Source organism: Mesorhizobium loti, assembly GCF_013170705.1.
GTDB classification, from domain to species: Bacteria; Pseudomonadota; Alphaproteobacteria; order Rhizobiales; family Rhizobiaceae; genus Mesorhizobium; species Mesorhizobium loti_D.
On the sequence record NZ_CP033334.1, the window covers coordinates 1,139,215 to 1,165,255 of the forward strand.

Genomic DNA, 26,041 nt, shown 5'->3' on the forward strand with positions numbered 1-26,041 from the left:
TACCAGTCCGGCGTCGGTTCAACCGAGTTCTTGGGCAAGTCCGATGAGAAGCCCTTCAGGCCCACGGATGTAGCAGAGCCGATACACGTCTTTGTACTGGACGACTTCGCCCACGAGTTCAGCGCCGCGCCTGCGGAGCCTTTCAAACGTATCGTCGACATTGTCCACGGTGAACATGGCGCGAAGGTAGCCCAGCGCGTTGACTGGCGCTGTCCGGTGATCCGCGACGACAATCGGCCTGAGGAAGCGAGAGAGCTCAAGCCGGCTGTGGCCGTCCGGTGTGCGCATCATGGCGACCTCGACGTGCTGATCGCCCAGTCCAGTGACACGTCCGGCCCATTCTCCCTCGATCGTGGCCCGCCCTTCGAGTTCGAGGCCGAGTTCGAGAAAGAAATCGATCGTCGCTGCGAGATCTTCGACGACGATTCCCACGTTGTCCATCCGTTTGAGCGCCATGTTCGCAATCTCCAAGATGCCATGCGACCGTTTCGTTGCCGTCCACATCGGGAGCTTGAATCATGGACCGCCTCAAACCGCTACCATTTTCCAGACGGTCATCCGACGGCGAAAACGCCAGACTTACGTCACCGCGAAGATGCCAAGCACCACCAGCAGGAAGATGACGAGAACGATGCCGATGAGGATGCGCGCGCCTGTAGCGGCGGCTCCGGCCAGCGCCGGCATGCCGAGCAGGCTCGCCGCCGCGGCGATGATCAGGAGAATGATGATCCATTTGATCATGGGAATGCCTCGCAAACCGACAGATTTTGAAACCGCATGAAGAACGCGGCTGCCGTGCCTGGGTTCCCGCGGTCCGGGAGGCGGTGTCAGCGGCAAAACCTAAGCGCGTCGCGTAAGCGGATCATGCGGCGCGCTTCAGGTCTTTAGTTCCTATGCGTGTCATTCTCCCAAAGCGAGATCGCTTTTGGGCGACATGCATCAGCTTGCGATCTCGATATCGGTGCTGAAGGGCGCGGTCTTGGCCGAGTTCTGGTCATGCATGAGGAAGTTGCACTTGTATTTCCCGGCCGGCAGTCCATCCAGGGACAGGTCGAGCTTGAAGAAGAGTTCGCGGTTGTGCGAGCGGGAAGCGACCTGAACGCTGCCGATTTTCTCGAAGGTGCCCAGGGCTTCGCCCGAGTCCGAAAGCACGGTGAGGTCGACGGAAAGCGCGATCTGGCTGTTGCCGAGGCCGTCCGACCCGTAGCCATAGCCGACCGGTTCCATATAGAGCACGACCTTCTCGCCGGGCTTGTAGATGTGATTGGCGCGCTCGCTGTAGATGCCGAAGCCGCTGGCCGTGTCGACCTGTTTGACATTCTGCACGGCGAGCGGCATCGCTTGCCACAAGGCTTCCTCGGCGCCGCGGAATTTCTCCAGCGCGCCGGCTCCGTCCCCCGCCTGCAATGCCTTTTCGGCGTCGGCGGCGCGGTCGGCGATGTCCCCGGCATAGGCCGCCGAGGTGGAGATTGTCGCGGCAAGCAGGGCAGCCAGGATCGATTTCATAGGATGCGTCTCCGTTCTTTGAGATGGTGGGCGAAACTCCCGTGGGGTAGACGTCAAACCTTGCCGGAGTTCAAGGCACTCTCCAGATTTCACCAGGCCGCAGGGCTCGAAAGCGCTCCCGTGGGATGTCCTCGGCGTCAAGCGCTTCGGCAAGTTTGCGGACCGGCTCGTCCATCGGCTCGTCGGTGAGCTGGAAGGTGCCCCAGTGGCAACCGGCGGCGAAGACGGCATCGCACAGCTTCATGCCTTGCACCGCTTCCTCCGGGTTCTGGTGCTGCGGCGCCATGAACCAGCGCGGCTCGTAGGCGCCGATCGGCAGGATGGCGAAACGGAAACCGCCATGTTTGGCCGCCATCAGCCGGTAGTTGATGCCGTCGTGGAAGCCGGTGTCGCCGGCGAAGTAGATATTGCCGCCTGGCGTCTCGATGACGAAGCCGGCCCACAATGCCATGCGCCGGTCACGCGCGCCGCGCGCCGACCAGTGATGCGCCGGCTCGATGTGGACGAAGACGCCGTCACCGAGATCGACCCTGTCACCCCAGTCATATGCCGAAAGACGCATGCCGGGAACCGCCTCGCCGATGAGGACGTCGTTGCCGAGCGGGGTGACCACCAGCGGATGATGGCTGGCCTTGAGCTGCTTCAGCGTGGCGAGGTCGAGATGGTCGTAGTGATTGTGGCTGACCAGGACGAGGTCTATCGGCGGCAAGTCGGCGAAGGCGATGCCCGGCGGATTGACGCGTCGTGGCCCGGCGAAGGAAAACGGCGAAGTGCGTTGCGACCAGACCGGATCGGTGAGGATGTTCAGCCCGGCGGTCTGGATCAGCAGGGTGGAGTGCCCGACCATGGTCACCGTGAGCTCGGCCCCCTCGACCTTCGCGGCTGGCCTTGCCTGTGGAAATGGGCTCGCACTGGTCGTGGGCCATTTCGCGCGCTGGCCGTTGAACTGCCATTTCAGCAGATCCACGAAGCGGCCGGGCATCCGGCCGCCCGGGTTGAAGAACAAGGTGCCATCGAAATGGTCGCTGGGCGGACCGCTGTAATAGCGGTTGGCGGCTTTCTTTCTCGCGGCCAAGGTGTGCTCCGGCGTTTCGGCCCCTAGACATAGGTCCTGCGCCGATCGGCGCAAGCGCAGAATGGCGAAGGCGGAAGCTTTGCAAGCTGGGATCGCGGAGGCCGAGCAGCAAGCCGTCCGGTCATCCTGACTGCGATAAATTTGCAACAAATCTTGCTACAAACCCTATTTTAACCATATCGGGTTGAAATTTCGCCACCTTCTCCATCTTGGTGGAGGTGAGAGATTGCGCGGACGGCGTTCCCCCAGCCGGATCCGACGGAGGTTGGAATGAATTTTTCGAAAAGCGGTCTGGTGGCCGTATCGCTGGCGGCGCTCGTTGCGAGTGGTTGCTCAACCTCACGGTTCTCGTCGATGGACGACCAGCAGCCGGCACCATTGCAGCCGGCGCCGGCCGGCCAGGTGACCTCCAATCAGCTGCCGCCGCCGGCCTCGCCCGGCGCCACCGACCCGTCGCGGTTCCCGACCGCTCCGGCGAATACGCAGGTCGCGTCCTTGCCGCCGGACGGCTCGGCACCCGCCGGTGCCTCGGATCTCAGCGCGGCAAGCGTCGCCGGCGTCTGGAACGCCAGCGTTTCCGGCCAGAGCTGCAAGATCGCGACGCCGCAGACCAAGTTCGGCGCCGGCTTCCGCGCCGGGCCGCTGCACTGCCCGGCGCCGATCGATGGCATCAAGTCGTGGAATGTCGCCGGCAAGCAACTGACGCTTTATGATGACAATGGCGGATCGCTGGCGCGGCTCTATTCCTCGGGCGGCTCGAAATTCGACGGCCAGACTTCCAGCGGGCAGCCGATTTCGCTTACAAGATAAGCTGGATATGCCGATATTCAGGTGATGCCGGCCTGCGAACGGCTTCTCGAAAGCCGACATTCTCGGCTCGGCCTGACCTGAATCTCAACACACCAAGTCCTCCCCGGAGCATCCTGCTCTGAACAACGACGTGACCGATGCATCTGCGTGACGGCCTCCAGACCCATGCGACCGTCAGGCAGCGCTACCACCATCTGGTGGAAACCGGCGCGATCGAGAGCGATCCGGCGCAGGAGCGCATCGCCGCCGCGCTCGACCGGCTGACATCGGAAATCTCGGCAAAACGGCTGGCGCACAAATCCAGTGCGCTGGGCTGGCTGTTTGCCCGCAAGCGCGAGACGCGGGAAATCGTCAAGGGCCTCTACATCCATGGCGGTGTCGGCCGCGGCAAGACGATGCTGATGGACATGTTCTTCGAGCTGCTGCCGGTCCGGCGCAAGCGCCGCGTCCACTTCAACGACTTCATGGCCGACGTGCAGGACCGCATCCAGAGGCACCGGCAGGCGCGCAAGAATGGCGACGTCAAGGAAGACGATCCGATCCCACCCGTGGCAAAAGCCCTGGCCGAGCAGGCCTGGGTGCTGTGCTTCGACGAGTTTTCGGTCACCGACATCGCCGATGCGATGATCCTGTCCAGGCTGTTTTCGGCGCTGTTCGCCAATGGCGTGGTGCTGATCGCCACCTCGAACGTGGCGCCGGAGGATCTTTACCGCGACGGGCTCAACCGCCAGCTGTTCCTGCCGTTCATCGGCATACTGGAACGGCACGCGCAGGTGCTGTCGCTCGACAGCGACAAGGATTACCGGCTGGAAAAGCTCGCCCGGACGCCGGTCTATGTCACGCCGGCCGACGCGGAAGCCGACCGCGCGCTCGACGAGGCCTGGCGGACGATGACGCGCGGCGCGCCGACAGCCGCGACTTCGCTGACGCTGAAGGGCCGGCAGGTCGTGGTGCCGGCCGCTGCCGGCGACGCGGCGCGGTTTGCCTTCGCCGATCTCTGCGAGAAACCCCTCGGCGCGCGCGATTTCCTGGCGATCGCAGGACGCTTCTCGACGGTCTTCATCGATCACGTTCCGGTTCTGGGCGAGGGCAAGCGCAACGAGGCCAAGCGCTTCATCCTGTTGATCGACACGCTCTACGACCACCATGTGCGCCTGGTGGTGAGCGCCGAGGCGCCGCCGCAAGAGCTCTATGTGGCCAAGCGCGGCGTCGAGGTGTTCGAGTTCGAGCGCACCGCGTCACGCCTGATCGAGATGCAGAGTCGCGACTGGCTGGAAGACTGGGCGGAGCGGCGCAAAGAGAAGGCTGCCCCGGAAGCGTCGCGCGCGCAGGCGTGAGGGGACAGTTTCCGGAAGGCCGCGATCCTTCGCGCGCCCTTTGTCCCTCGGAGGTTTGAAACTCACATCCCCGGCGGCCAGCATCACAAGGGCGTCATCGCCTCTTCAAGCCTTCTGATTGTCATCCTAATTGTGTAATCTCAGGCAGGTCGGCTTACAAACTTTGACGCTTACGTAAATCCCAAACCATCTAACCGATTGAAAACGCTCACTCCAAAATAATCGATTGAATTTATCTTGCACCGGGGCTATTGGGTGCGGCGAAATCTCGCGGGTTTCCTCGGCATTCCGGCCTCTTCCTCGGCACCGTCATCAAGTCGTCAAAGATTTCGGCGCAGTCACAGACAAAGGGAAAACATCCTCACATGGCACGCAACAAGATAGCGCTTATCGGCTCGGGCATGATCGGCGGCACGCTCGCCCACATGATCGGCCTCAAGGACCTCGGAGACGTGGTGCTGTTCGATATTGCCGAGGGCATCCCGCAAGGCAAGGGGCTCGATATCGCGCAGTCGTCGCCGGTCGATGGTTTTGACTCCCGGCTGACCGGCGTCAACGATTATGCCGGCATCGAGGGCGCGGATGTCTGCATCGTCACCGCGGGCGTGCCGCGCAAGCCGGGCATGAGTCGCGACGACCTGCTGGGCATCAACCTCAAGGTCATGGAACAGGTCGGCGCCGGTCTCAAGAAATACGCGCCGAAGGCCTTCGTCATCTGCATCACCAACCCGCTCGATGCCATGGTGTGGGCGCTGCAGAAGTTTTCGGGCCTGCCCAAGACCCATGTCGTGGGCATGGCCGGCGTGCTCGACAGCGCGCGCTTCCGCTACTTCCTGGCCGAGGAGTTCAAGGTCTCGGTCGAGGACGTCACCGCTTTCGTGCTCGGCGGCCACGGCGATTCCATGGTGCCGATGATCCGCTATTCGACGGTCTCGGGCATTCCGCTGCCCGACCTCGTCAAGATGGGCTGGACCTCGAAGGAGAAGCTCGACCAGATCGTGCAGCGCACCCGTGACGGCGGCGCCGAGATCGTCGGCCTGCTCAAGACCGGCTCGGCCTATTACGCGCCGGCCGCCTCGGCGATCCAGATGGCCGAGGCCTATCTCAAGGACAAGAAGCGCGTGCTGCCTTGCGCGGCGCACCTCTCCGGCCAGTATGGCGTCAAGGGCACCTATGTCGGCGTGCCCGTGGTGATCGGCGCCGGCGGCGTCGAGCGCATCATCGAGATCGACCTCAACAAGGCCGAGCAGAAGATGTTCGAAAGCTCGGTGGCGACGGTGCAGGGCCTGACCGAGGCCTGCGTCAAGATCGCGCCGCAGCTCGCCTCGAAGTGAACCCCGCCAAAAACAACCCCGGCAAAGACCTGGAGATCGTTCCCCATGAACATCCATGAATATCAGGGCAAGGCGCTGCTGAAGAGCTTTGGCGCGCCGGTGGCCGAAGGCGTGCCGGTGTTCAAGGCAAGCGAGGCGGAAGCCGCGGCACAAGCGCTTCCCGGTCCGCTCTATGTGGTGAAGAGCCAGATCCATGCCGGCGGCCGCGGCAAGGGCAAGTTCAAGGAACTGTCGCCCGACGCCAAGGGCGGCGTGCGGCTGGCGAAGTCGGTCGCCGATGTCGTCGCCAACGCCAACGAGATGCTCGGCCACACGCTGGTGACCAAGCAGACCGGTCCGGCCGGCAAGCAGGTCAACCGCCTCTATATCGAGGACGGCGCCGACATCGAGCGCGAGCTTTATCTGTCGATCCTGGTCGACCGTTCGGTCGGCCGCATCGCCTTCGTCGTCTCGACCGAAGGCGGCATGGACATCGAGGCGGTCGCCCATGACACTCCGGAAAAGATCATCACCGTTGCCATCGACCCGGAAAAGGGCGTCACGGCCGATGATGTGAAGAAGCTCAACGCGGCCCTCAAGCTCGACGGCGACGCGGCCAAGGACGGCGATATGCTGTTCCCGATCCTCTACAAGGCCTTTGTCGAGAAGGACATGAGCCTGCTCGAGGTCAACCCGCTGATCGTCATGAAGAATGGCCGGCTGCGCGTGCTCGACGCCAAGGTGTCGTTCGACAACAATGCGCTGTTCCGCCACCCGGACGTGCTCGCACTGCGCGACACCACCGAAGAGGACGAGAAGGAAATCGAGGCGTCGAAATACGACCTCGCCTATGTCGCGCTCGACGGCAATATCGGCTGCATGGTCAACGGCGCCGGCCTTGCCATGGCGACGATGGACATCATCAAGCTCTATGGCGCCGAACCCGCCAACTTCCTCGATGTCGGCGGCGGCGCGTCCAAGGAGAAGGTGACGGCTGCGTTCAAGATCATCACCAAGGACCCGGCGGTCAAAGGCATACTGATCAACATCTTCGGCGGCATCATGAAGTGCGACATCATCGCCGAGGGCGTGATCGCCGCGGTCAAGGAAGTCGGCCTCAAGGTTCCGCTGGTGGTGCGCCTGGAAGGCACCAATGCCGAGCTCGGCAAGAAGATCATCAATGACAGCGGCCTCAACGTGGTGTCGGCCGATGATCTCGATGACGCGGCCAAGAAGATCGTGGCGGCGGTGAAGGGCTGAGCGGATGCCTCCGCGCAAGATAAATCTGGTCGAGGCGGCGGATCAAAAGATCAGCAAGGTCTTCGATCCGCATATCGCCGGCGACGTCAACGACAGCCAGGCGAAGGTCGCCAAGTTCGGCGAGGCCTTCGACTGGCACGCGCATGAGCACGAGGACGAAGCCTTCCTCGTACTGCGCGGGCGCATTGCCATCGATTTCCGCGACGGTCCGGTCGAGCTTGGCGAGGGCGATTTCATGGTCGTGCCGCGTGGCGTCGAGCACCGGCCGCGTTCGCTGACCCAGGAGCCCGTGGTGCTGATGTTCGAGCCGTCGACGACGCTCAACACCGGCAATGCCAAGAGCGATCTTACCGTCACCGACCTGAAGCGGCTCTGACCGATGAGCGCGGCTTCCTTCTCCTCGCTCTCGGCCGATCACCAGCGCCTGCAGGCGCTGGTCGGCACGTGGCGTGGCCAGGAAGAGGTGGCGGACACACAATGGGCCGATGGCGGCACGGCGACATCGGAAATGCTGGCGGAGGCTCAGTTCGGCGGCCTGTTCGTGGTGCAGCGCTATCGCCAGCGCCGCGACGGCACGATTTCCTTCGGTTCGCACAACGTGTTCGGCTTCGACCAGCAGAACAGCGTCGTCACCATGCATCAGTTCGATTCGATGGGCTTTGTGCCGGCCTCTCCGGCCACGGGCACGTGGAACGGCGGCGAACTCAATCTGGAGCGGTCATCACCGCGCGGTTCGGCGCGCGTGACGTATATTTTTGACGATGCCGACACCTACCGCATGCGATTGCATTTCAAACCCGCCGGCAGCGATGCATGGCAAGACATGGTGAGCGGCGTCTACAGGCGCGTCTCGCCTTCCTCGATCAACGGTTTTTAGAAAAGGGCTCCGATGTCCATTCTCGTCGACAAGAACACCAAGGTGCTGGTGCAGGGCCTGACCGGCAAGACCGGCACGTTCCACACCGAACAGGCGCTGGCCTATCACGGCACCAAGATGGTGGGTGGCATCCACCCCAAGAAGGGCGGCGAGACCTGGACCGGGTCGAAGGGCGAAAGCCTGCCGATCTTCGCCACCGTTGCCGAGGGCAAGGAAAGGACCGGGGCCAACGCTTCGGTCATCTATGTGCCGCCGGCGGGCGCCGGCGAAGCGATCCTGGAGGCGATCGAGGCGGAAATCCCGCTGATCATCTGCATCACCGAGGGCATTCCGGTGATGGACATGGTCAAGGTCAAGGCGCGGCTCGACCGCTCGACCTCGCGTCTGATCGGACCGAACTGCCCGGGCGTGCTCACCCCTGACGAATGCAAGATCGGCATCATGCCCGGAAACATCTTCCGCAAAGGCTCGGTCGGCGTTGTTTCGCGCTCGGGAACACTTACCTATGAGGCCGTGTTCCAGACCACCAATGTCGGCCTCGGCCAGACCACCGCCGTCGGCATTGGCGGCGATCCCGTCAAGGGCACCGAGTTCATCGACGTGCTCGAGATGTTCCTCGCCGACGACGAGACCAAGTCGATCATCATGATCGGCGAGATCGGCGGCTCGGCCGAGGAAGACGCCGCGCAGTTTCTCAAGGACGAAGCCAGGCGTGGCCGCAAGAAGCCGATGGCCGGCTTCATCGCCGGACGCACGGCGCCGGCAGGCCGCACCATGGGCCATGCTGGCGCGGTCATCTCCGGCGGCAAGGGCGGCGCCGAGGACAAGATCGCGGCAATGGAATCGGCCGGTATCAAGGTCTCGCCGTCACCGGCGCGGCTTGGCACGACGCTGGTTGAAGCCATCAAGGGCTGAATCTGGCGCCGGTTATGGAATGAGGGCCAACGACGGTTCGTTGGCTTTGAGGGGACAAGAAGGGCGGGTGAACCGCCCACTATCGCGGCCCTGCCGCAAACGTAAGGAGACGGAGCGCTGCTCCGCTGAAACGACATGGCAAGACAAGATCAGGCCAACGACCAATTTTCGCTCACCTCATTCCTCTATGGCGGCAACGCCGATTATATCGACGCGCTCTATGCCGCCTATGAAGATGACCCCGCCTCGGTCAATCCCGAATGGCAGGAGTTCTTCGCTGGCCTGAAGGACGATGCCGGCGATGTGCGCAGGAATGCCAAGGGCGCCTCCTGGGCCAAGCCCTCCTGGCCGCTGCAGGCCAATGGCGAGCTGGTGTCGGCGCTCGACGGCAATTGGGGCATTGTCGAGAAGCATCTGGAAAAGAAGGTCAAGGATAAGGCGGTCACCAACGGTGTTGTTCTTTCCGACGCCGACGTGCACCAGGCGACGCGCGATTCGGTGCGCGCCATCATGATGATCCGCGCCTATCGCATGCGCGGCCATCTGCACGCCAATCTCGATCCGCTCGGCATCGCCAAGCCGCTCGAGGACTACAATGAACTGTCGCCCGAGAATTACGGCTTCGTCGAAGCCGACTACGACCGGCCGATCTTCCTCGACAATGTGCTGGGGCTCGAATTCGGCACCATCCGGCAGATGCTGGAGATCCTGACCCGCACCTATTGCTCGACGCTCGGCGTCGAATTCATGCACATCTCCGATCCCGAGGAGAAGGCCTGGATCCAGGCACGTATCGAGGGCGCCGACAAGGAGATCTCCTTCACCACCACCGGCAAGAAGGCGATCCTGCAGAAGCTGGTCGAGGCGGAAGGCTTCGAGCAGTTCATCGACGTCAAGTACAAGGGCACCAAGCGCTTCGGCCTCGACGGCGGCGAAGCGCTGATCCCGGCGCTGGAGCAGATCGTCAAGCGCGGCGGCCAGCTCGGCATGAAGGAGATCGTGCTCGGCATGGCGCATCGCGGCCGGCTGAACGTGCTCTCCCAGGTGATGGCGAAGCCTCATCGCGCGATCTTCCACGAGTTCAAGGGCGGCTCGGCCGCTCCCGACGAGGTCGAAGGCTCGGGCGACGTGAAGTACCATCTCGGCGCTTCGTCGGACCGCGAGTTCGACGGCAACAAGGTGCATTTGTCGCTGACGGCCAACCCGTCCCACCTGGAAATCGTCGATCCGGTGGTGATGGGCAAGGCGCGCGCCAAGCAGGATTACCTGTTCGGCCGCGGCCGCGAGGAGATCGTGCCGCTGGAAGAGCGGGCCAAGGTGCTGCCGCTGCTCCTGCATGGCGACGCCGCCTTCGCCGGCCAGGGCGTGATCGCTGAAATCCTCGGCTTGTCGGGCCTGCGCGGCCACCGCGTCGCCGGCACGCTGCATTTCATCATCAACAACCAGATCGGCTTCACCACCAATCCGCGCTTCTCGCGCTCGTCGCCCTATCCGTCCGACGTCGCCAAGATGATCGAAGCGCCGATCTTCCACGTCAATGGCGACGATCCGGAAGCCGTGGTCCACGCTACCAAGGTGGCGATCGAATTCCGCATGAAGTTCCACAAGCCGGTGGTCGTGGACATGTTCTGCTACCGCCGCTTCGGTCACAATGAGGGCGACGAACCGGCCTTCACCCAGCCGATCATGTACCGCAACATCCGCACCCACAAGACGACGGTGCAGATCTATGGCGATCGTCTGATCGCCGAGGGCCACATCACCCAGGCCGAGCTCGACCAGATGAAGGCCGACTGGCGCGCGCATCTGGAATCCGAATGGGAAGTCGGCCAGCACTACAAGCCCAACAAGGCCGACTGGCTCGATGGCGCCTGGTCCGGCCTGCGCACGGCCGACAACCAGGACGAACAAAGGCGCGGCAAGACCGCCGTGCCGGTCAAGACGCTGAAGGAAATCGGCAAGAAGCTGACCGAGGTGCCGAAGGGCTTCGAGGCGCACAAGACCATCATCCGCTTCCTCGAAAACCGCCGCGAGGCGATCGAGTCCGGCGAAGGCATCGACTGGTCGACGGCCGAGGCGTTGGCTTTCGGCGCCATCCTGCTCGACGGCAATCCGATCCGCCTGTCTGGGCAGGATTCCGAGCGCGGCACCTTCTCGCAGCGCCATTCCGTGCTCTACGACCAGCGCGACGAGACCCGCTACATCCCACTCAACAACCTGTCGGCGGCGCAGGCCGGCTACGAAGTCATCAACTCGATGCTGTCGGAAGAGGCGGTGCTGGGCTTCGAATATGGCTACAGCCTGGCCGAGCCGAAGGCGCTGACCTTGTGGGAAGCGCAGTTCGGCGACTTCGCCAACGGCGCCCAGGTGGTGTTCGACCAGTTCATCTCGTCTGGCGAGCGCAAGTGGCTCAGAATGTCCGGCCTCGTCTGCCTGCTGCCGCACGGCTATGAAGGCCAGGGGCCGGAACATTCGTCCGCCAGGCTGGAGCGGTTCCTGCAGCTTTGCGCCGAGGACAACATGCAAGTGGCCAACTGCACGACGCCGGCCAACTACTTCCACATCCTGCGCCGGCAGCTGAAGCGCGACTTCCGCAAGCCGCTGATCCTGATGACACCGAAGTCGCTGCTGCGCCACAAGCGGGCGGTGTCGACGCTGCCGGAAATCTCGGGCGAAAGCTCGTTCCACCGGCTGTTGTGGGACGACGCCCAGCTGTTGCCCAACCAGGCGATCAAGCTGACCAAGGATTCCAAGATCCGCCGCGTCGTGCTGTGTTCGGGCAAGGTCTATTACGACCTCTACGAGGAGCGCGAGAAGCGCGGCATCAACGACATCTACCTCTTGCGCGTCGAACAGCTCTATCCGTTCCCGGCCAAGGCGCTGATCACCGAACTGTCACGCTTCCGCAACGCCGAGATGGTGTGGTGCCAGGAGGAGCCCAAGAACATGGGCGCCTGGTCGTTCATCGACCCGTACCTGGAATGGGTGCTGGCGCATATCGACGCCAAGCATCAGCGGGTTCGCTACACCGGCCGGCCGGCGGCCGCGTCGCCGGCGACCGGCTTGATGTCCAAGCACCTAGCCCAGCTCGCCGCCTTGCTCGAAGACGCGCTCGGCGAATAAAGCAGGCGAATAGAACAGAACCGACAAGAACGGACAGGCACAATGGCTACCGAAATCCGCGTTCCCACTCTCGGCGAATCCGTCACCGAGGCGACCATCGGCAAGTGGTTCAAGAAGGTCGGCGATGCCATTGCCGTCGACGAGCCGCTGGTCGAGCTCGAAACCGACAAGGTGACGGTGGAGGTTCCGGCCGCGGCCGCGGGCATCCTTTCGGAGATCGCGGTCAAGGAAGGTGAGACGGTTGGCGTCGGCGCGCTTCTAGGGTCGATTTCGGCCGGCGGCGCAGCCGCCGCACCCGTGACCAAGCCGCAGGCGGTGTCGCAGGCTTCGAGCCCGGATGCGGCGTCGACCACCAAGCAGGCCGCGGCCGAGACCGCCAAGATCGCCGGCGATGCCGGTGCGGTCGAGCCGCGCTCGATGCCGCCGGCGCCGGCCGCAGCAAAACTGATCGCCGAGAACAATCTGTCGGTCGACCAGCTTTCCGGCTCGGGCAAGCGCGGCCAGGTGCTGAAGGGCGACGTGCTCGACGCCATCTCCAAGGGCGCGCCGTCGCAGCCGGCCGAGACGCCGAAGGCGGCCCCGGCGCCGATCGCGGTGCGTGCGCCGTCCTCGGGCGACGATGCTTCGCGCGAGGAGCGCGTGCGCATGACCAAGCTGCGCCAGACCATCGCGCGCCGGCTCAAGGAAGCGCAGTCGACCGCCGCCATGCTCACCACCTTCAACGAGGTCGACATGTCGGCGGTGATGGCGCTGCGGACCAAGTACAAGGACGTGTTCGAGAAGAAGCACGGCGTGAAGCTCGGCTTCATGGGCTTCTTCACCAAGGCCGTCACCCACGCGCTGAAGGAAATCCCGGCGGTCAATGCCGAGATCGACGGCACCGACATCATCTACAAGAACTTTGCCCATGTCGGCGTCGCCGTCGGCACCGAGAAGGGCCTGGTCGTGCCCGTCGTGCGCGATGCCGACCAGATGTCGATCGCCGAGATCGAGAAGGAGATCGGCCGGCTGGGCATCGCCGCGCGCGACGGCAAGCTCTCGGTCGCCGACATGCAGGGCGGCACGTTCACGATTTCCAATGGCGGCGTCTACGGCTCGCTGATGTCGACGCCGATCCTCAATGCGCCGCAGTCGGGCATTCTGGGCATGCACAAGATCCAGGACCGGCCGGTCGTGGTCGGCGGCCAGATCGTGATCCGGCCGATGATGTATCTGGCGCTGAGCTACGATCACCGCATCGTCGACGGCAAGGAAGCGGTGACCTTCCTGGTGCGCGTCAAGGAAAGCCTGGAGGATCCGGAACGGCTGGTGCTCGATCTCTAGGGGTTGGTGCTGATCCGGAGTTTCACTGCAAGCCGGAGGAAGGAATCTGCGCAGCAGGATGACGACTCGTCCCCTTAGCCTTCCAAGGAGCGTTCTGATCTCGACCATCGCGGGCGGCATGGTGCTGGCCGCGGCCAACGCGCATGCCGCCTGCCCGATCGAACTCGCGGTCTATGGCGACGCGCAAAGCGGCAGCGAGATCGATTTTACCCCGACCGGCACCTCGGCCACCGTCACCAATACATTCCGCATGATCCTCGACAACAATGTGGTGCTGAACGGCATCGTCATGTGGAACGAAGGTGTTTCCAGGCCGAACGGCGCGCTGATGTACAAATGCCCGGAAGGCGACACCACCGGCGATGAACTCGCCGCCTGTACCCCCTGGCATGGTGTCATCTATACATCTGACGACAAGGGCAGCATCGGGCTCTTGCCGGCGGAAGGCGTCGAGGCGCCGAAGACGCTGATCCTGCCGGACCTCGGTCCGATGCTGCATCAATCCGCCGCCTATGGCGGCAGCGGATTTTCGAAAGTGCCGTCGGATGTTTTCACGCTGAAGGGATGCCAGGAATGAACGAGGCGCAAAAAGTGCTGCTGGTCACCGGCGGCAGCCGCGGCATCGGCGCCGCCGTCTGCCGGCTCGGGGCCAAGGCCGGCTATCGCGTCGTGGTTAACTACACTGCGAACAAGGCTGCCGCCGATGCGCTGGTCGGCGACATCAAGGCCGCCGGCGGCGACGCTTTTTCGGTCAAGGGCGATGTTGGCAGCGAGGCCGATATCCTGGCCATCTTCGACGCGGTGGACCGCAGCTGGGGCAGGCTCGACGCCTTCGTCAACAATGCCGGCATCGTCGACGCCAAGGCGCGCGTCGACGAGATGAGCGTGGCACGGCTCGAACGCATGATGCGCATCAATGTCGTCGGTTCCATCCTCTGCGCCCGCGAGGCGGTCAAACGCATGTCGACCCGCCATGGCGGCAAGGGCGGAGCGATCGTCAATATCTCGTCGGCCGCGGCGGTGCTGGGCGCGCCGGACAATTACGTCGACTATGCCGCCTCCAAGGGCGCCATCGACACGTTCACCGTCGGGCTCGCCCGCGAGGTGGCGCTGGAAGGCATCCGCGTCAACGCGGTGCGGCCGGGCATCATCGACACCGACATCCACGCCTCCGGCGGACAGCCGGACCGGGTGGCGCTGATCCAGGACACGCTGCCGATGAAAAGAGCCGGCACCGCCGATGAAGTCGCCGCCGCTGTTCTCTATCTTCTATCCGATGCCGCGTCCTATACGACAGGCGCGATCCTGAATGTCAGCGGCGGCCGCTGAGCGCTCTCAAGCAGTTCGAGCATGATGTCATCCGAAAACCGCGTCACACTTTTCGGCATCATGCTCAAAACAGAAGGACAGTATCATGGCTTATGACGTCGTTATCATCGGATCGGGACCCGGCGGCTATGTCTGCGCCATCAAGGCGGCGCAGCTCGGGCTGAAGGTCGCGGTGGTCGAGAAGAACGCAACCTTCGGCGGCACCTGCCTCAATATCGGCTGCATCCCGTCCAAGGCGCTGCTTTACGCCTCCGAGATGTTCGCCGAGGCCGGACATTCCTTCGATACGCTCGGTGTGGAGATCGCCGCACCGAAGCTGAACCTGACGAAGATGATGGCGCACAAGGATGCGACGGTGTCGTCCAACGTCAACGGCGTCGCCTTCCTGTTCAAGAAGAACAAGATCGACTCGTTTCGCGGCACCGGCAAGGTGCTTTCCGCCGGCAAGGTGTCGGTGACCGGCGAGGACGGCAAGGTCGAGGAGATCGAGACCAAGAACATCGTCATCGCCACCGGATCCGACGTCGCCGGCATACCCGGCGTCAAGGTCGATTTCGACGAGAAGGTGATCGTGTCGTCGACCGGCGCGCTGTCGCTGGACAAGGTTCCCGGCCATCTGGTGGTGGTCGGCGGCGGCGTCATCGGGCTCGAGCTCGGTTCGGTGTGGGCGCGGCTTGGCGCCAAGGTCACCGTGGTCGAGTTCCTCGACACCATCCTCGGAGGCATGGACGGCGAGGTCTCCAAGCAGTTCCAGCGGCTGCTCTCCAAGCAAGGCTTCGAGTTCAAGCTCGGCGCCAAGGTCACCGGCGTCGCCAAGGCAAAGAAGGGTGCGACCGTCACCTTCGAGCCGGTGAAGGGCGGCGCCGCCGAGACCATCGCTGCCGACGTCGTGCTGATCGCCACCGGCCGCCGCGCCTTTTCGGGCAGTCTCGGCCTGAAGGAAGCGGGCGTCGAGGTCGACGAGCGTGGCCGGGTCAAGACCGACGGGCATCTCAAGACCAACGTGCCCGGCATCTATGCCATCGGCGATGTCATCGCCGGGCCGATGCTGGCGCACAAGGCCGAGGACGAGGGCGTGGCGGTGGCCGAAACCATCGCCGGCCAGGCCGGCCATGTGAACTACGAGGTCATTCCGAGCGTCGTCTACACCAGCCCTGAAATCGCCTCGGTCGGCAAGACCGAGGAAGAACTGAAGAAGGCCGGCATCGACTACAAGGTCGGCAAATTCCCGTTCAGCGCCAATGGCCGGGCACGCGCCATGCTGCATACCGATGGTTTCGTGAAGATCCTCGCCGACAAGGTCAGCGACCGCGTGCTGGGCGTGCATATCGTCGGCTTCGGTGCCGGCGAAATGATCCACGAGGCGGCGGTGCTGATGGAGTTCGGCGGCTCGTCGGAGGATCTCGCCCGCACCTGCCATGCGCATCCGACGATGTCGGAAGCGGTGAAGGAAGCGGCGTTGGCCACCTTCTTCAAGCCGATCCATATCTAGGGGGCACCCAACGCTTCGTCATCCTGTGGCGGAGTAAGGAGCGGAGCGACGCGGCGTAGACCATAGGATCCATGCCGTGACTTCAGAGCCCCCAGCGGCCATGAATTCTGCTCCGCGGCGACTTGGTCGAGGCCGCGGCATGGATCCTCGGGTCAAGCCCGAGGATGACGACCGTGCGAAACGACGGTCATCGCTCAAAACAAAACGGCCCGCTTTTCAGCGGGCCGTTTGTATCTGGTATCGAGCCGATCAGTTGGCCGGTGCAGGCGCCGGAGCGGGAGCGGGCGCTGGAGCCGGAGCAGGCGCTGGTGCTGGTGCTGGTGCTGGTGCTGGTGCTGGTGCTGGGGCCGGAGCCGGTGCTGGCTCTGGTGCCGGAGCGGGCGCTGGGGCCGGTGTGCTGGCGGCCGGCGCTTCGGCGGGTGCCGGATGCTCGCCGCTTCTGCCGAAAACGTAATACGCGACAATCGCCAGGATAACGACGACCAGAGCAATCAGCCAGGGGCTGCCGCCGCTGCCGCTTGGCCTGGGAGTGTCGTTCGATGGATTCGCCATAAAAGTGTCCTCCGTGGATGAAAATAATCAATCAACAGCCATCAACGCGCAACCGTTGAATGGGTTTCACGCTAGGGAAGGAAAGCGCCGAAAACGCGGCGTTTGGGACCCTCCGCTGCCATCCGACTCAATTGACGGCGGTGACAGTATAGCCGGCTTTGCGAAAATCCTCGACCAGTCCCTCGGGACCGGGAAGGTGCAGCGCGCCGACCGCCATGAAGGCGTTGCCCCTGGCCAGGATCGGCTCGGCGTGATCGATCATCACCTTGTTGCGGCTGGTGATCATGGTTTCCTCGAAGGCCGCATAGCCGGTCGCGTCGTTCTGCTCTTCGGGCATGGCGGCGCGGAACAGCGGCCAGAACATGCCGGTTTCGCCGCGCTGGTAGAGCAGGATCATGGTCTCGTTGATGTCGTTGACCTTGTCGCCGAGTTTCAGCGTGTCGACGAGGCCCTTCATGTGAAAGGCGAGCGGCAGCGAGGCCATGGCGCGCAGCTGGCTCTCGGCCGTTTCCAACCCCTCAACCGGCTTGCCCGCGGCCTTGGCGCCCTCGGCCAGCTTGACGTCGAGCACAGGGGCGCCACCGGACTGGCGGGCGAGTTCGCAGGCCGGAAGCGCCATCATGGCCGAAAGCATCCAAGGCTTCATCTTGGCGACCGTTGCCGGCGGAATGCCGCGCGCATCGAGCGCGGCATTCATGGCCGCTGCTTCGTCCGGCGTCAGCAAGGACGACAGCGTCGTGGAGTCGGTGAACATCATCAGGTCCGGCTCCTTGAGCATCGCCGTCATCATCTTCTGCTTGTCGAGCACGTCGGTGGTTTCGATGATGAGGGTGCCGGCGGCGTCAAAGGCTTTCTGCGCGTCCGGCGGCAGCGTGGTGACGCGCGGGTCCGTCATGTGCATGGTGCCGAAAAGGTAGGATGGCTGTTCGCCTGGTTTTTCCAGCTTCCACAACAGGCCTTTGCCGTTGAGTGTCGCGGCGGCCTCCGCCTCGATCTTGCTGTAGGTTGCAGGGCTGCTCTTCTGCAGGGCCGTCACCATGTCGGCGCCGGTGCAGGTCGGGATTTCCGCATGCGCCCTGCCCGCCGCGAACAACAGCATGGCAAGGAAGGACAGGAAAAACAGCACGTTGAGCGTGACAAGCAGCCTCAGCGAGATGGAAGCCGCACGGTCGGCGATGGCAATGACGCGTTTCATGGCACCTTTCTAAGGATGAAAAGCGGCAAAACGGTTAATTGGCGCTATGAAATTGTCCTCAGTGCGATGAGCTGTCGGATGAAGTGCCCTTTGTAGTTTGCGGAAACGCTCATCGCGTCGTCATCCACGGGCGGAGCAAGGAGCGCAGCGACGCAGCGCAGACCCGAGGATCCATGCCGTGACGTTAATGCGTTGCAGCGGTGCAGAATTCTGCTCCGCTAGTATTCCACGCCCGAGGGTCACGGCATGGATACCAGGGTGTCCGCGACGGAGCTTCGCTCTAGTATGACGAAGCCAGTTTCACGCCCTCGGATGCGCCGATTCGTAGATTTCGAGCAGTCTCGCCGTGTCGACGCCGGTGTAGATCTGCGTCGTCGACAGGCTGGCGTGGCCGAGCAGCTCCTGGATGGTGCGCAGATCGCCGCCCCTGCCGAGCAGATGCGTGGCGAAGGAGTGGCGCAGCGCGTGCGGCGTCGCCGTGTCGGGCAGGTTGAGCGCCGAGCGCAGTTTCGCCATGTCGCGCTGGATGACGGCCGGATTGAGCGGGCCGCCGCGCGCGCCACGAAACAACAGGCCTTTCGGGTCGAGATGATAGGGGCAGAGCCTGCGGTATTCGGCGATTGCCCGGAGCGCCACCGGCAGCACCGGCACCAGCCGCGTCTTGCCGCCCTTGCCGGTGACGCGCAGCACGGTGTCGGCCTCCGAGGCCAGGTCGGCGCCGGCGAGGCCGAGCGCTTCCGAGATGCGCAAGCCCGAGCCGTAGAGCAGCGTCAGCACGGCTGCATTGCGGGCGGCGATCCAGGGCTCTTCCGCCAGTTGACCTTCCATGGACACAACCTGTTTGGCATCGCTTGCAGTCAGCGGTTTGGGCAGCGACTTGGGCTGGCGCGGCGCGCGCAGGGCTGTGGCACCCGCGGCGTTGGCGAGGCCATGGCGTTCCAGGAAACGCAGCAGCGAACGGATGCCGGCGAGACCCCGGCCGAGCGTGCGGGCGCCGACGCCTTCGTTGCGGCGGGCGGCGAGGAAGCCGCGCAGATCCGCCGGGCGCAGATTGGCGATATCGGAAATGCCGGGCGAGCCGCCGCAATGGCCGGTAAGGAAATGCAGGAACTGGCGCGTGTCGCGCTCATAGGCTTCCACTGTCTCGGATGACAGGCGACGTTCACGCGCGAGCATCTTCAGCCAGCTTTCGCGTGCCGCCTGGAGATCGGGTTTGGCCGGGATGAGAAATTCCTGCATGGCGGCATTTTGGTGTATCCGGGTTAGGAAGCGGTGAAGAGCCCGTCAATGAAATGGCAGCGGGGAAATGACAGCGGGGAAATGACAGTGGGCGATCATTGAAATGACGCCGGGCTGGGGCTAGAGCAGGCCAAAGGATATTTCGCGATGAGCAAGCCGCAAAACCCCGTCCAGATGGCCGTTATCGGCGCCGCCCACGGCATCAAGGGCGAGCTCAGGGTGAAAACCTTCACCGGCGAGCCGATGGCGCTGGCCGATTATGGCCCGCTCTATGCCAGGGATGGCCGTGCCTTCCAGATAACCGACATAAGGCCGGCCAACACCGTCGTCGTGGTGCGCTTCAAGGGCATCAGCGACCGCAACGCCGCCGAGGCGCTCGCCGGCACGGAGCTGTTCGTCGACCGCTCGATGCTGCCCGACGATGGCGAGGAGGACGAGTTCTATCATGCCGACCTGATCGGGCTGGAGGTCCGGGACGATACGGGTGCCGCGCTCGGCAAGGTGGTCGCGGTGCACAATTTCGGTGGCGGGGACATCCTCGACGTGACGCTTTCCGGCCGCAAGGGCGTGCTGATCCCGTTCACGCAGGCCGCCGTGCCGCAGGTGTCGATCGCCGAGGGTTTTGTCCGCATCGATCCGGCGGCTGCCGGCCTGGTCGAGGACGAGGATGGCGAAGCGCCACGCGAGGAAGACTTCGACCCCAAGGGCAGGCCGCGCGGACCGCGCGACGCCGGGGGCAACCGGTGACGTTCAAGGCTTCGGTGCTGACGCTCTATCCCGAGATGTTTCCCGGCGCCCTCGGCCTGTCGCTGGCGGGCCGCGCGCTCGAGGCGGGCACATGGTCGCTGGAAGCGATCCAGATCCGCGACTTCGCCACCGACAGGCACCGCACCGTCGACGACACGCCGGCCGGCGGCGGCGCCGGCATGGTGATGCGCGCCGATGTGCTGGCCAGGGCGATCGACCATGCCTCGCCGGGAGGCGATCCACGCCCGCGCCTGCTGATGAGCCCGCGCGGCGGACCGCTTACGCAGGCGAGGGTGCGTGAGCTTGCCGCCGGGCCGGGCGCCGTCATCCTGTGCGGCCGCTTCGAGGGCGTCGACCAGCGGCTGATCGAGGCCCGCGGCCTGGAAGAGGTGTCTATCGGCGATTTCATTCTCTCCGGTGGCGAGCCGGCGGCGCTCGTTCTGCTCGACGCTGTGGTGCGGCTGTTGCCCGGCGTGATGGGCAATGCGGTGTCGGGCGAGGAAGAAAGTTTCGAGAACGGCCTGCTCGAACATCCGCACTACACAAGGCCGCAGGAATTCGAGGGACGCGAGATTCCCGAAGTGCTGATCTCCGGCAATCACAAGAAGATCGCGGCATGGCGGCGTGAGCAGTCGGAAGCGCTGACGAAAGAACGGCGGCCGGATCTGCTTGGCGGTCAGCCCTTGCCGAAATAATAAAAAGCCAGAAACAGACCGACGGCGATGACGAAGCCGCGCACCACGTTCTGCGGCACTCGCTTGGCGATCCAGACGCCGGCATAGCCGCCCAGCGCACCGCCCGGGATCATGACGATTGCCTGCGGCCAGGCGACGACGCCACCCGAGACGAAGACGACGATGGCGACAGCCGCGATGACCACGGCCAGCATGTTCTTCAGCGCATTCAGCCGGTGGTAGTCGCCGGACTGCGTCAGGCCGAGCGTTGCCAGCATCATCACGCCCATGCCGGCGCCGAAGAAGCCGCCATAGATGGCGGTGGTGAATTGCGCCAGCGAGCCGGCGAGCGAGCCAACCGATGCCTCATGGCCTGGTTTTGGCGCCGGCTTCAGCCATGGTCCGGCGGCAAACAGCGCCGTTGCAGCCAACAGCAGCCACGGCACCAGGGCGCGGAACGAGGGATTGTCGAGCGCCAGCAGGATCAGCGCGCCGGCCAGCGCACCGATCGCCGAGATGAGACAGAGCAGTAGGGCGCCGCGCCAGAAGTGGCGGATGTCGGTCCAATAGGCGAGCGTCGAGGTGATGTAGCCTGGAAATTGCGTGACCGAGGAGGTTGCGTTGGCGACGATCGGCGGCAAGCCGACCAATGTCATGGCGCCGAAGGTGATGAAGGTGCCGCCGCCGGCGACCGCGTTGGCAGCGCCGGACAGGAAGCCCGCCAGGAAAAGCAGGATGGCGTCGAAGACAGACATGGAATGCCGCCGCGGAAACTGTGGTATTCCAGGCTTAGGAAGCTTGGCAGGCGGGCGCAACCCGGCACGGGCGGTATTACAATGGCGCCATGCAGGCAAAAAAGAGTCGTGCTCGGGCGTGACAAAGCGCCGAAATAGCTGTATGTGCGCGCCGAACCGGAAGAAAAATCTGCCGGGCCCGTCAACAATGACGGTGTAGTCGCCCCTGTCCGATGTCTTGGAGACAAAAATGTCTCAGGGACAAAGGACATAGCCGAGCGGTCAATGGAACTGCAAGGCGAGCGCAGGGCGCTCTGACTGTCGGAAGAACAAGAAGTGGACTATTGAGATGGATATTCTCCGTCAGCTCGAGGCCGAGCAGGCCGCCAAGATCGAAGCCAAGCGCAAGCTTCCCGAATTCCAGCCCGGCGACACCGTGCGCGTCCAGGTCCGCGTGACCGAAGGCACCCGCACCCGCGTCCAGGCCTATGAGGGCGTCGTCATCGCCCGCGCCGGTTCCGGCTTCCAGGAAAATTTCACCGTCCGCAAGATCTCCTACGGCGAAGGCGTCGAGCGCGTGTTCCCGGTCTACTCGCCGATGGTCGAGGGCGTCGAGATCGTGCGTCGCGGCAAGGTGCGTCGCGCCAAGCTCTATTACCTGCGCGACCGTCGCGGCAAGTCGGCCCGTATTTCGGAAAACACCGGCGTGCGCGCCCGCAAGCTCAACGACGAGGAGCGCGACGCGCTGAACGCCGAGAAGGCCCGCATCGAGGCCGAGAAGGTCGCCGCAGCCCAGGCGCTGGCCGCCGAGACCGCCGCCAAGGAAGCCGCCGAGAAGAAGGCCGCCGCCGAGGCTGAGGCCGCCAAGGCCGCTGAAGCGACCCCGGCCGAATAAGATTTTCGGCAATCCTATTCAAAAGGCGGCTTCGGCCGCCTTTTTTCGTTTCACCGGACTGTGAGCGCCTCGGGCCTGGGAAATTGGATCCGGGTATTGACGGCATATTATCTTGTACGATAACTAATCGTGCACAAGATAATTGGAGGCATGATATGGCACTTTATACCGCACAGGCTCACGTCACCGGTGGCCGCGCCGGCCATGGCGAGACCAGCGATGGCCTGCTCAAGGTCGATCTGGCGATGCCCAAGGAGCTTGGTGGGCCGGGCGGCGCCACCAATCCCGAGCAGCTTTTCGCCATCGGCTACGCTGCCTGCTTCGAGAGCGCCATCCGCTTCGTCGCGCGCAAACAGAAGCTGCCGCTCGAGGATGCCGCGATAACCGCCACCGTCAACCTGCTTCCCAATGGCGAGGGCTTCAAGCTCGGCGTCGCGCTCGCGGCGGAGACGAAAGGTCTTGATCAGGCGGCCGCTGAGGCGCTTGTATCGGAGGCACACAAGATTTGCCCCTATTCGAATGCCATCAGGGGCAATGTCGACGTAGCGCTTTCGGTAAAGGCGGCATGACGACAAAAGTCGAAACGAGAGCCAAGGATGTCCCGGCGGAGGCGGTCGGGACATTTCACGTGCCGCGGCTCGATCAGCAGCTGTGTTTCGCGCTCTATTCGGCGAGCGGGCTGATGACCAAGGTTTATCGCCCGCTGCTCGAGCCGCTTGGTCTCACTTATCCGCAATATCTGGTGATGCTGGCGCTGTGGGAGCACGCCCCGAGCACCATTGGCGCGCTTGGCGAGGCGCTGGGCCTGGATTCCGCGACGCTGACGCCGCTGCTCAAGCGGATGGAGGCAAGTGGTCTCGTCACGCGCCGGCGCGATGCCGCCGACGAGCGCCGGGTGCTCGTCGAGCCGACGGCCAAGGGCCAGACGCTGCGTGCTCACATGAAGGATGTGTCCGCCGCACTCGCCTGCAGCGTGCCACTGGGGGCTGGCGAAGCGAAAGCCCTGCACGCAACACTCACCCATCTTGTCGCCGGTCTGCGCAAAGCCGCGACCGATGATCGATCAGCGGATGCGCAAGCGCCGGTCCCTGGCTCGAGATAAGCAGATCATCCCGAAATCCCTGAATTGAGGGCATCGGAATCCCCTTTCACGCACGCTGACGCAGCGGACCGTCTTGCATGGCGTTTGCGGAAAGCTAAAGTCGGCGCCGGATTTCCTGTGAGCCCATCCGGGCGCCTTCAATTTTCGGGAGTGTTTCATGACCAAGTCGAAACTGCTGCTGGCCGTCCTGCTTGCCCTCGTCCTGGCGCCTATTGCCGCTTTCGCCCAGGCGCTGCCCGATCTCGGCGGCAAAAAGGTGGTGGTGGTGACCGAAAACGCCTATCCGCCGCTGCAGTTCATCGACGCCAAGACCGGCAAGCAGATCGGCTGGGAGTATGACGCGATGAACGAGATCGCCAAGCGGCTCAACTTCAAGGTCGAGTACCAGAACACCTCCTGGGACGCGATGATCCAGGCCGTTTCCGACAACCAGTACAACATCGGCATGACCGGCATCACCATCAAGGACGACCGCAAGGCGAAGGTCGATTTCTCCGATCCCTATATGCGCTCGGAGCAGTTCATGCTGGTGCGCGGCGACGAAAGCCGCTTCACCGACGCCAAGACCTTCGGGGCCTTCAAGGACGGGCTGATCGGCGCGCAGGCCGGCACCACACCCTTCTACACCGCCGTCTACAGCGTGCTCGACGGCAATGAGCAGAACCCGCGCATCAAACTGTTCGAGACGTTCGGCGCCACGGTGCAGGCACTGAAGTCGGGCGACGTCGATGTCGTGCTGACCGACGGCACCGCCGGCAAGGGCTATGTCGATGCGTCGGGCGGCAAGCTGAAGCTGATCGGCGGACCGCTCGGCACCGAGGATTTCGGCTTCATCTTCCCGAAGGGATCCGATCTGGTGAAACCGGTCAACGCCGCGATCGCCGCGCTCAAGGCGGACGGGACGTTCGACGCACTGAACAAGAAGTGGTTTCTCGACTACAAGATGGGGCAGTGAACTCGTCTTGGCGCGTTCGTGGGGTGACGTAGAACTCGCGCCAGGTCCGGCCGGCTTGGCACGCTGCCTTGGCGGCCGCGCCTGATGGCGCCTTCGTCCTCGTCCACCAAAGCCGAATTCCCCTGGTGGCTTGCCGTTGCCGCCGCCCTTGCCCTGGCGGCGGCTTTGTTCATCGCGGCCAGCGATCTCTATGCCCAGGTCTTTGCCACCGTCGCCAAGGGCATCGGCGTCACGGTCTTCGTCACTGTGGTCGCTTTCGCCCTGGCGTCGATCATCGGCCTCGGCATCGCCTTGATGGGCCTGTCCGCGTCGCCCTGGCTGCGCCAGATCGCCCGCTTCTATGTCGAGATCATCCGTGGCGTGCCGATCCTGGTGCTGCTGTTCTGGATCGCGTTTGCCGGCGCACCGGGCTTCGTCGCGGCCTGGAACGCGCTGACCGCGCCGCTGCAGAGCGCCGGCTATCTCGGCGAACTTCTTGTGCGCGACGTGTCGCTGCTGTGGCGCGCCATCATGGCGTTGACCATCGGCTACTCGGCCTTCATCTCTGAGGTTTTCCGGGCCGGCATCCAGTCGGTCGAGAAAGGCCAGATCGAGGCGGCCAAGGCGCTCGGCTTGAGCCGCGCGCAACGCTTCCGGCTGATCGTGTTTCCGCAGGCGATCCGCACCATATTGCCGCCGCTCGGCAATGACTTCGTCGCCCTGGTCAAGGATTCCTCGCTGGTCTCGGTGCTCGGCGTCGCCGACATCACCCAGATGGGCAAGGTCTATGCCGCCGGCTCGTTCCGCTTCTTCGAGACCTATTCGATAACAGCCTATATCTATCTCATCCTGACCGTCGGCCTGTCGCTGGCGCTGAGGGCGCTGGAGCGGCGCTTGCGCCGCCAGCACCAGGAATAGTCTTTGGACGCGGACAGGTTACGATCCTGTCGGCATACAGGTGTGGGGAGGTCTCATGATCGTCGACAAAGCCAATGCGGCGCTGGATTCCGTCTATGGCGCCGACACGCCGGAATCGCTGGCGCAAGCCTACGCCGCATGGGCCGCGACCTATGACAGCGAGACCGCCTCGCTCGGTTATCTGCTTCCCTTCCTCATCACCGCCTGGGTGGCGCGCTATGTTCCGGCCGGTGAAGGGCCGCTGCTAGACGCCGGCTGCGGCACCGGCCTGTCCGGGCCGTCGCTGAAGGCGCTTGGCTATCGTGACATTGCCGGGCTCGACCTGTCGGATGACATGCTCAAGATCGCCGGCAGCCGCAACGCCTATGGCGAGCTGAAACAGGCGATGCTGGGTGGGCCGCTGCCATGGCCGGACGGTTATTTCCGGGCCTTCTTCTCGACGGGTGTGTTCACCATCAGCCACGCTCCGGCATCCGGCCTGCACGATCTGGTGCGCATCACCAAAAAGGGTGGCCACGCCATCTTCACCGTACGCGACCAGGTCTTTGAAAGCGGCGGCTTCCAGGCAGTCTTCGACGAACTCACGACAGCGAACAAATGGCAGCTCGTCGAACAGAGCCCGTGGTTCCGCTGCTACGCGATCGCCGAGCCCGATGCATTGGTGAAGACGTTCGTGTTCGAGGTTTTGTGA

General features: G+C 63.9%; 28 protein-coding genes. 21 read left to right on the forward strand and 7 right to left on the reverse strand.

Features of this window, described 5'->3' with window-relative positions; all coding sequences use genetic code 11:
* Positions 1–18 precede the first annotated feature (18 nt).
* The 4 genes from EB815_RS05455 to EB815_RS05470 form a co-directional block, all read right to left on the reverse strand.
* Entirely contained in the window at positions 19–456 is a 438-nt protein-coding gene (locus tag EB815_RS05455) for a VOC family protein (RefSeq protein ID WP_056576401.1), read from the reverse strand.
* Between the two features lie 123 nt (positions 457–579).
* The gene (locus tag EB815_RS05460) at positions 580–741 is read right to left on the reverse strand and encodes a DUF1328 family protein (protein WP_032932257.1); all 162 of its coding nucleotides are present in this window, start codon (positions 739–741) and stop codon (positions 580–582) included.
* A 198-nt stretch (positions 742–939) separates the two neighbouring features.
* Positions 940–1,506, reverse strand: coding sequence for a hypothetical protein (locus EB815_RS05465; RefSeq protein ID WP_056574589.1), 567 nt, complete (start codon positions 1,504–1,506; stop codon positions 940–942).
* A 70-nt stretch (positions 1,507–1,576) separates the two neighbouring features.
* Entirely contained in the window at positions 1,577–2,581 is a 1,005-nt protein-coding gene (locus tag EB815_RS05470; protein WP_056574592.1) for an MBL fold metallo-hydrolase, read from the reverse strand.
* A 270-nt stretch (positions 2,582–2,851) separates the two neighbouring features.
* On the opposite strand from EB815_RS05470, the gene EB815_RS05475 reads away from it, so the two are divergent.
* The 13 genes from EB815_RS05475 to EB815_RS05535 all read left to right on the forward strand — a co-directional run bounded on the left by EB815_RS05475 (position 2,852) and on the right by EB815_RS05535 (position 16,836).
* Complete coding sequence (locus EB815_RS05475; protein ID WP_056574595.1) at positions 2,852–3,391, forward strand: protease inhibitor Inh/omp19 family protein; 540 nt, start codon at positions 2,852–2,854, stop codon at positions 3,389–3,391.
* A 137-nt stretch (positions 3,392–3,528) separates the two neighbouring features.
* Complete coding sequence (gene zapE / locus EB815_RS05480; protein WP_056574601.1) at positions 3,529–4,728, forward strand: cell division protein ZapE; 1,200 nt, start codon at positions 3,529–3,531, stop codon at positions 4,726–4,728.
* Positions 4,729–5,093: 365 nt separating this feature from the next.
* Positions 5,094–6,062 carry a malate dehydrogenase gene (gene mdh / locus EB815_RS05485; RefSeq protein ID WP_056574603.1) on the forward strand — a complete coding sequence of 323 codons (969 nt, stop codon included), beginning with the start codon at positions 5,094–5,096 and terminating at the stop codon, positions 6,060–6,062.
* A gap of 45 nt (positions 6,063–6,107) precedes the next feature.
* A complete protein-coding gene (gene sucC, locus EB815_RS05490; RefSeq protein ID WP_056574606.1) occupies positions 6,108–7,301 on the forward strand; it encodes an ADP-forming succinate--CoA ligase subunit beta in 1,194 nt (397 codons plus the stop codon).
* Positions 7,302–7,305: 4 nt separating this feature from the next.
* Entirely contained in the window at positions 7,306–7,677 is a 372-nt protein-coding gene (locus EB815_RS05495) for a cupin domain-containing protein (protein ID WP_056574609.1), read from the forward strand.
* Positions 7,678–7,680: 3 nt separating this feature from the next.
* A complete protein-coding gene (locus EB815_RS05500; protein WP_056574613.1) occupies positions 7,681–8,178 on the forward strand; it encodes a DUF1579 family protein in 498 nt (165 codons plus the stop codon).
* A 12-nt stretch (positions 8,179–8,190) separates the two neighbouring features.
* Positions 8,191–9,093 (forward strand): succinate--CoA ligase subunit alpha, encoded by a 903-nt coding sequence (sucD, locus tag EB815_RS05505; RefSeq protein WP_056574616.1) that lies wholly within the window; start codon positions 8,191–8,193, stop codon positions 9,091–9,093.
* A gap of 135 nt (positions 9,094–9,228) precedes the next feature.
* Entirely contained in the window at positions 9,229–12,216 is a 2,988-nt protein-coding gene (locus EB815_RS05510) for a 2-oxoglutarate dehydrogenase E1 component (protein ID WP_056574618.1), read from the forward strand.
* Between the two features lie 42 nt (positions 12,217–12,258).
* Complete coding sequence (gene odhB / locus EB815_RS05515) at positions 12,259–13,539, forward strand: 2-oxoglutarate dehydrogenase complex dihydrolipoyllysine-residue succinyltransferase (protein ID WP_056574621.1); 1,281 nt, start codon at positions 12,259–12,261, stop codon at positions 13,537–13,539.
* A 58-nt stretch (positions 13,540–13,597) separates the two neighbouring features.
* Entirely contained in the window at positions 13,598–14,116 is a 519-nt protein-coding gene (locus EB815_RS05520) for a hypothetical protein (RefSeq protein WP_056574624.1), read from the forward strand.
* On the forward strand, positions 14,113–14,868 hold the full coding sequence (locus EB815_RS05525) for an SDR family oxidoreductase (RefSeq protein WP_056574627.1): 756 nt from the start codon (positions 14,113–14,115) through the stop codon (positions 14,866–14,868). Before EB815_RS05520 ends, EB815_RS05525 begins: the two co-directional genes overlap by 4 nt.
* Positions 14,869–14,953: 85 nt before the next feature.
* Positions 14,954–16,360: a dihydrolipoyl dehydrogenase gene (gene lpdA, locus EB815_RS05530; RefSeq protein ID WP_056574629.1), complete on the forward strand. Its 1,407-nt coding sequence runs from the start codon at positions 14,954–14,956 to the stop codon at positions 16,358–16,360.
* Between the two features lie 164 nt (positions 16,361–16,524).
* A complete protein-coding gene (locus EB815_RS05535) occupies positions 16,525–16,836 on the forward strand; it encodes a hypothetical protein (protein ID WP_171883265.1) in 312 nt (103 codons plus the stop codon).
* Positions 16,837–17,039: 203 nt separating this feature from the next.
* Here the strand turns inward: EB815_RS05535 and EB815_RS05540 are convergent, their stop codons facing one another.
* Together EB815_RS05540 and EB815_RS05545 are read right to left on the reverse strand one after the other, a co-directional pair.
* Positions 17,040–18,107, reverse strand: coding sequence for a TraB/GumN family protein (locus EB815_RS05540; RefSeq protein ID WP_056574634.1), 1,068 nt, complete (start codon positions 18,105–18,107; stop codon positions 17,040–17,042).
* Between the two features lie 300 nt (positions 18,108–18,407).
* On the reverse strand, positions 18,408–19,346 hold the full coding sequence (locus EB815_RS05545) for a tyrosine recombinase XerC (RefSeq protein ID WP_056574636.1): 939 nt from the start codon (positions 19,344–19,346) through the stop codon (positions 18,408–18,410).
* A 147-nt stretch (positions 19,347–19,493) separates the two neighbouring features.
* Between EB815_RS05545 and rimM the strand changes: the two genes are divergently transcribed.
* Both rimM and trmD read left to right on the forward strand, forming a co-directional pair.
* Positions 19,494–20,093 carry a ribosome maturation factor RimM gene (gene rimM, locus EB815_RS05550; protein ID WP_056574639.1) on the forward strand — a complete coding sequence of 200 codons (600 nt, stop codon included), beginning with the start codon at positions 19,494–19,496 and terminating at the stop codon, positions 20,091–20,093.
* On the forward strand, positions 20,090–20,788 hold the full coding sequence (gene trmD, locus EB815_RS05555; RefSeq protein ID WP_056574642.1) for a tRNA (guanosine(37)-N1)-methyltransferase TrmD: 699 nt from the start codon (positions 20,090–20,092) through the stop codon (positions 20,786–20,788). Before rimM ends, trmD begins: the two co-directional genes overlap by 4 nt.
* On the opposite strand, the gene EB815_RS05560 is transcribed toward trmD, so the two are convergent.
* Positions 20,770–21,522 carry a sulfite exporter TauE/SafE family protein gene (locus EB815_RS05560; RefSeq protein WP_056574644.1) on the reverse strand — a complete coding sequence of 251 codons (753 nt, stop codon included), beginning with the start codon at positions 21,520–21,522 and terminating at the stop codon, positions 20,770–20,772. The two genes, trmD and EB815_RS05560, sit on opposite strands and share 19 nt — an antisense overlap.
* Before the next feature lie 328 nt (positions 21,523–21,850).
* Between EB815_RS05560 and rplS the strand changes: the two genes are divergently transcribed.
* From rplS to EB815_RS05590, 6 genes are all read left to right on the forward strand, one after another.
* The gene (gene rplS / locus EB815_RS05565) at positions 21,851–22,396 is read left to right on the forward strand and encodes a 50S ribosomal protein L19 (protein WP_027042867.1); all 546 of its coding nucleotides are present in this window, start codon (positions 21,851–21,853) and stop codon (positions 22,394–22,396) included.
* 155 nt (positions 22,397–22,551) lie between these two features.
* The gene (locus EB815_RS05570; RefSeq protein WP_056574646.1) at positions 22,552–22,965 is read left to right on the forward strand and encodes an organic hydroperoxide resistance protein; all 414 of its coding nucleotides are present in this window, start codon (positions 22,552–22,554) and stop codon (positions 22,963–22,965) included.
* The gene (locus EB815_RS05575; protein WP_081295002.1) at positions 22,962–23,498 is read left to right on the forward strand and encodes a MarR family winged helix-turn-helix transcriptional regulator; all 537 of its coding nucleotides are present in this window, start codon (positions 22,962–22,964) and stop codon (positions 23,496–23,498) included. The genes EB815_RS05570 and EB815_RS05575 overlap by 4 nt, the downstream gene beginning before the upstream one ends.
* 157 nt (positions 23,499–23,655) lie before the next feature.
* Positions 23,656–24,453, forward strand: a complete 798-nt coding sequence (locus EB815_RS05580; protein WP_056574648.1) for a transporter substrate-binding domain-containing protein — start codon at positions 23,656–23,658, stop codon at positions 24,451–24,453.
* A gap of 84 nt (positions 24,454–24,537) precedes the next feature.
* Positions 24,538–25,350, forward strand: a complete 813-nt coding sequence (locus EB815_RS05585; RefSeq protein WP_056574650.1) for an amino acid ABC transporter permease — start codon at positions 24,538–24,540, stop codon at positions 25,348–25,350.
* Positions 25,351–25,405: 55 nt separating this feature from the next.
* Positions 25,406–26,041 carry a class I SAM-dependent DNA methyltransferase gene (locus EB815_RS05590; protein ID WP_056574652.1) on the forward strand — a complete coding sequence of 212 codons (636 nt, stop codon included), beginning with the start codon at positions 25,406–25,408 and terminating at the stop codon, positions 26,039–26,041.

Bases quoted from the DNA above. Each gene is read 5' to 3' on its own strand.
- rplS (WP_027042867.1), top strand. From the start codon at position 21,851: ATGGATATTCTCCGTCAGCTCGAGGCCGAGCAGGCCGCCAAGATCGAA.
- lpdA (WP_056574629.1), top strand. From the start codon at position 14,954: ATGGCTTATGACGTCGTTATCATCGGATCGGGACCCGGCGGCTATGTC.
- sucC (WP_056574606.1), top strand. From the start codon at position 6,108: ATGAACATCCATGAATATCAGGGCAAGGCGCTGCTGAAGAGCTTTGGC.
- odhB (WP_056574621.1), top strand. From the start codon at position 12,259: ATGGCTACCGAAATCCGCGTTCCCACTCTCGGCGAATCCGTCACCGAG.
- EB815_RS05535 (WP_171883265.1), top strand. From the start codon at position 16,525: ATGACGACCGTGCGAAACGACGGTCATCGCTCAAAACAAAACGGCCCG.
- EB815_RS05495 (WP_056574609.1), top strand. From the start codon at position 7,306: ATGCCTCCGCGCAAGATAAATCTGGTCGAGGCGGCGGATCAAAAGATC.
- EB815_RS05540 (WP_056574634.1), bottom strand. From the start codon at position 18,107: ATGAAACGCGTCATTGCCATCGCCGACCGTGCGGCTTCCATCTCGCTG.
- rimM (WP_056574639.1), top strand. From the start codon at position 19,494: ATGAGCAAGCCGCAAAACCCCGTCCAGATGGCCGTTATCGGCGCCGCC.
- EB815_RS05460 (WP_032932257.1), bottom strand. From the start codon at position 741: ATGATCAAATGGATCATCATTCTCCTGATCATCGCCGCGGCGGCGAGC.
- EB815_RS05580 (WP_056574648.1), top strand. From the start codon at position 23,656: ATGACCAAGTCGAAACTGCTGCTGGCCGTCCTGCTTGCCCTCGTCCTG.
- EB815_RS05510 (WP_056574618.1), top strand. From the start codon at position 9,229: ATGGCAAGACAAGATCAGGCCAACGACCAATTTTCGCTCACCTCATTC.
- EB815_RS05560 (WP_056574644.1), bottom strand. From the start codon at position 21,522: ATGTCTGTCTTCGACGCCATCCTGCTTTTCCTGGCGGGCTTCCTGTCC.
- EB815_RS05570 (WP_056574646.1), top strand. From the start codon at position 22,552: ATGGCACTTTATACCGCACAGGCTCACGTCACCGGTGGCCGCGCCGGC.
- EB815_RS05545 (WP_056574636.1), bottom strand. From the start codon at position 19,346: ATGCAGGAATTTCTCATCCCGGCCAAACCCGATCTCCAGGCGGCACGC.
- EB815_RS05590 (WP_056574652.1), top strand. From the start codon at position 25,406: ATGATCGTCGACAAAGCCAATGCGGCGCTGGATTCCGTCTATGGCGCC.
- zapE (WP_056574601.1), top strand. From the start codon at position 3,529: ATGCATCTGCGTGACGGCCTCCAGACCCATGCGACCGTCAGGCAGCGC.
- EB815_RS05575 (WP_081295002.1), top strand. From the start codon at position 22,962: ATGACGACAAAAGTCGAAACGAGAGCCAAGGATGTCCCGGCGGAGGCG.
- sucD (WP_056574616.1), top strand. From the start codon at position 8,191: ATGTCCATTCTCGTCGACAAGAACACCAAGGTGCTGGTGCAGGGCCTG.
- mdh (WP_056574603.1), top strand. From the start codon at position 5,094: ATGGCACGCAACAAGATAGCGCTTATCGGCTCGGGCATGATCGGCGGC.
- EB815_RS05585 (WP_056574650.1), top strand. From the start codon at position 24,538: ATGGCGCCTTCGTCCTCGTCCACCAAAGCCGAATTCCCCTGGTGGCTT.
- EB815_RS05475 (WP_056574595.1), top strand. From the start codon at position 2,852: ATGAATTTTTCGAAAAGCGGTCTGGTGGCCGTATCGCTGGCGGCGCTC.
- EB815_RS05525 (WP_056574627.1), top strand. From the start codon at position 14,113: ATGAACGAGGCGCAAAAAGTGCTGCTGGTCACCGGCGGCAGCCGCGGC.
- EB815_RS05455 (WP_056576401.1), bottom strand. From the start codon at position 456: ATGGCGCTCAAACGGATGGACAACGTGGGAATCGTCGTCGAAGATCTC.
- EB815_RS05520 (WP_056574624.1), top strand. From the start codon at position 13,598: ATGACGACTCGTCCCCTTAGCCTTCCAAGGAGCGTTCTGATCTCGACC.
- EB815_RS05465 (WP_056574589.1), bottom strand. From the start codon at position 1,506: ATGAAATCGATCCTGGCTGCCCTGCTTGCCGCGACAATCTCCACCTCG.
- EB815_RS05500 (WP_056574613.1), top strand. From the start codon at position 7,681: ATGAGCGCGGCTTCCTTCTCCTCGCTCTCGGCCGATCACCAGCGCCTG.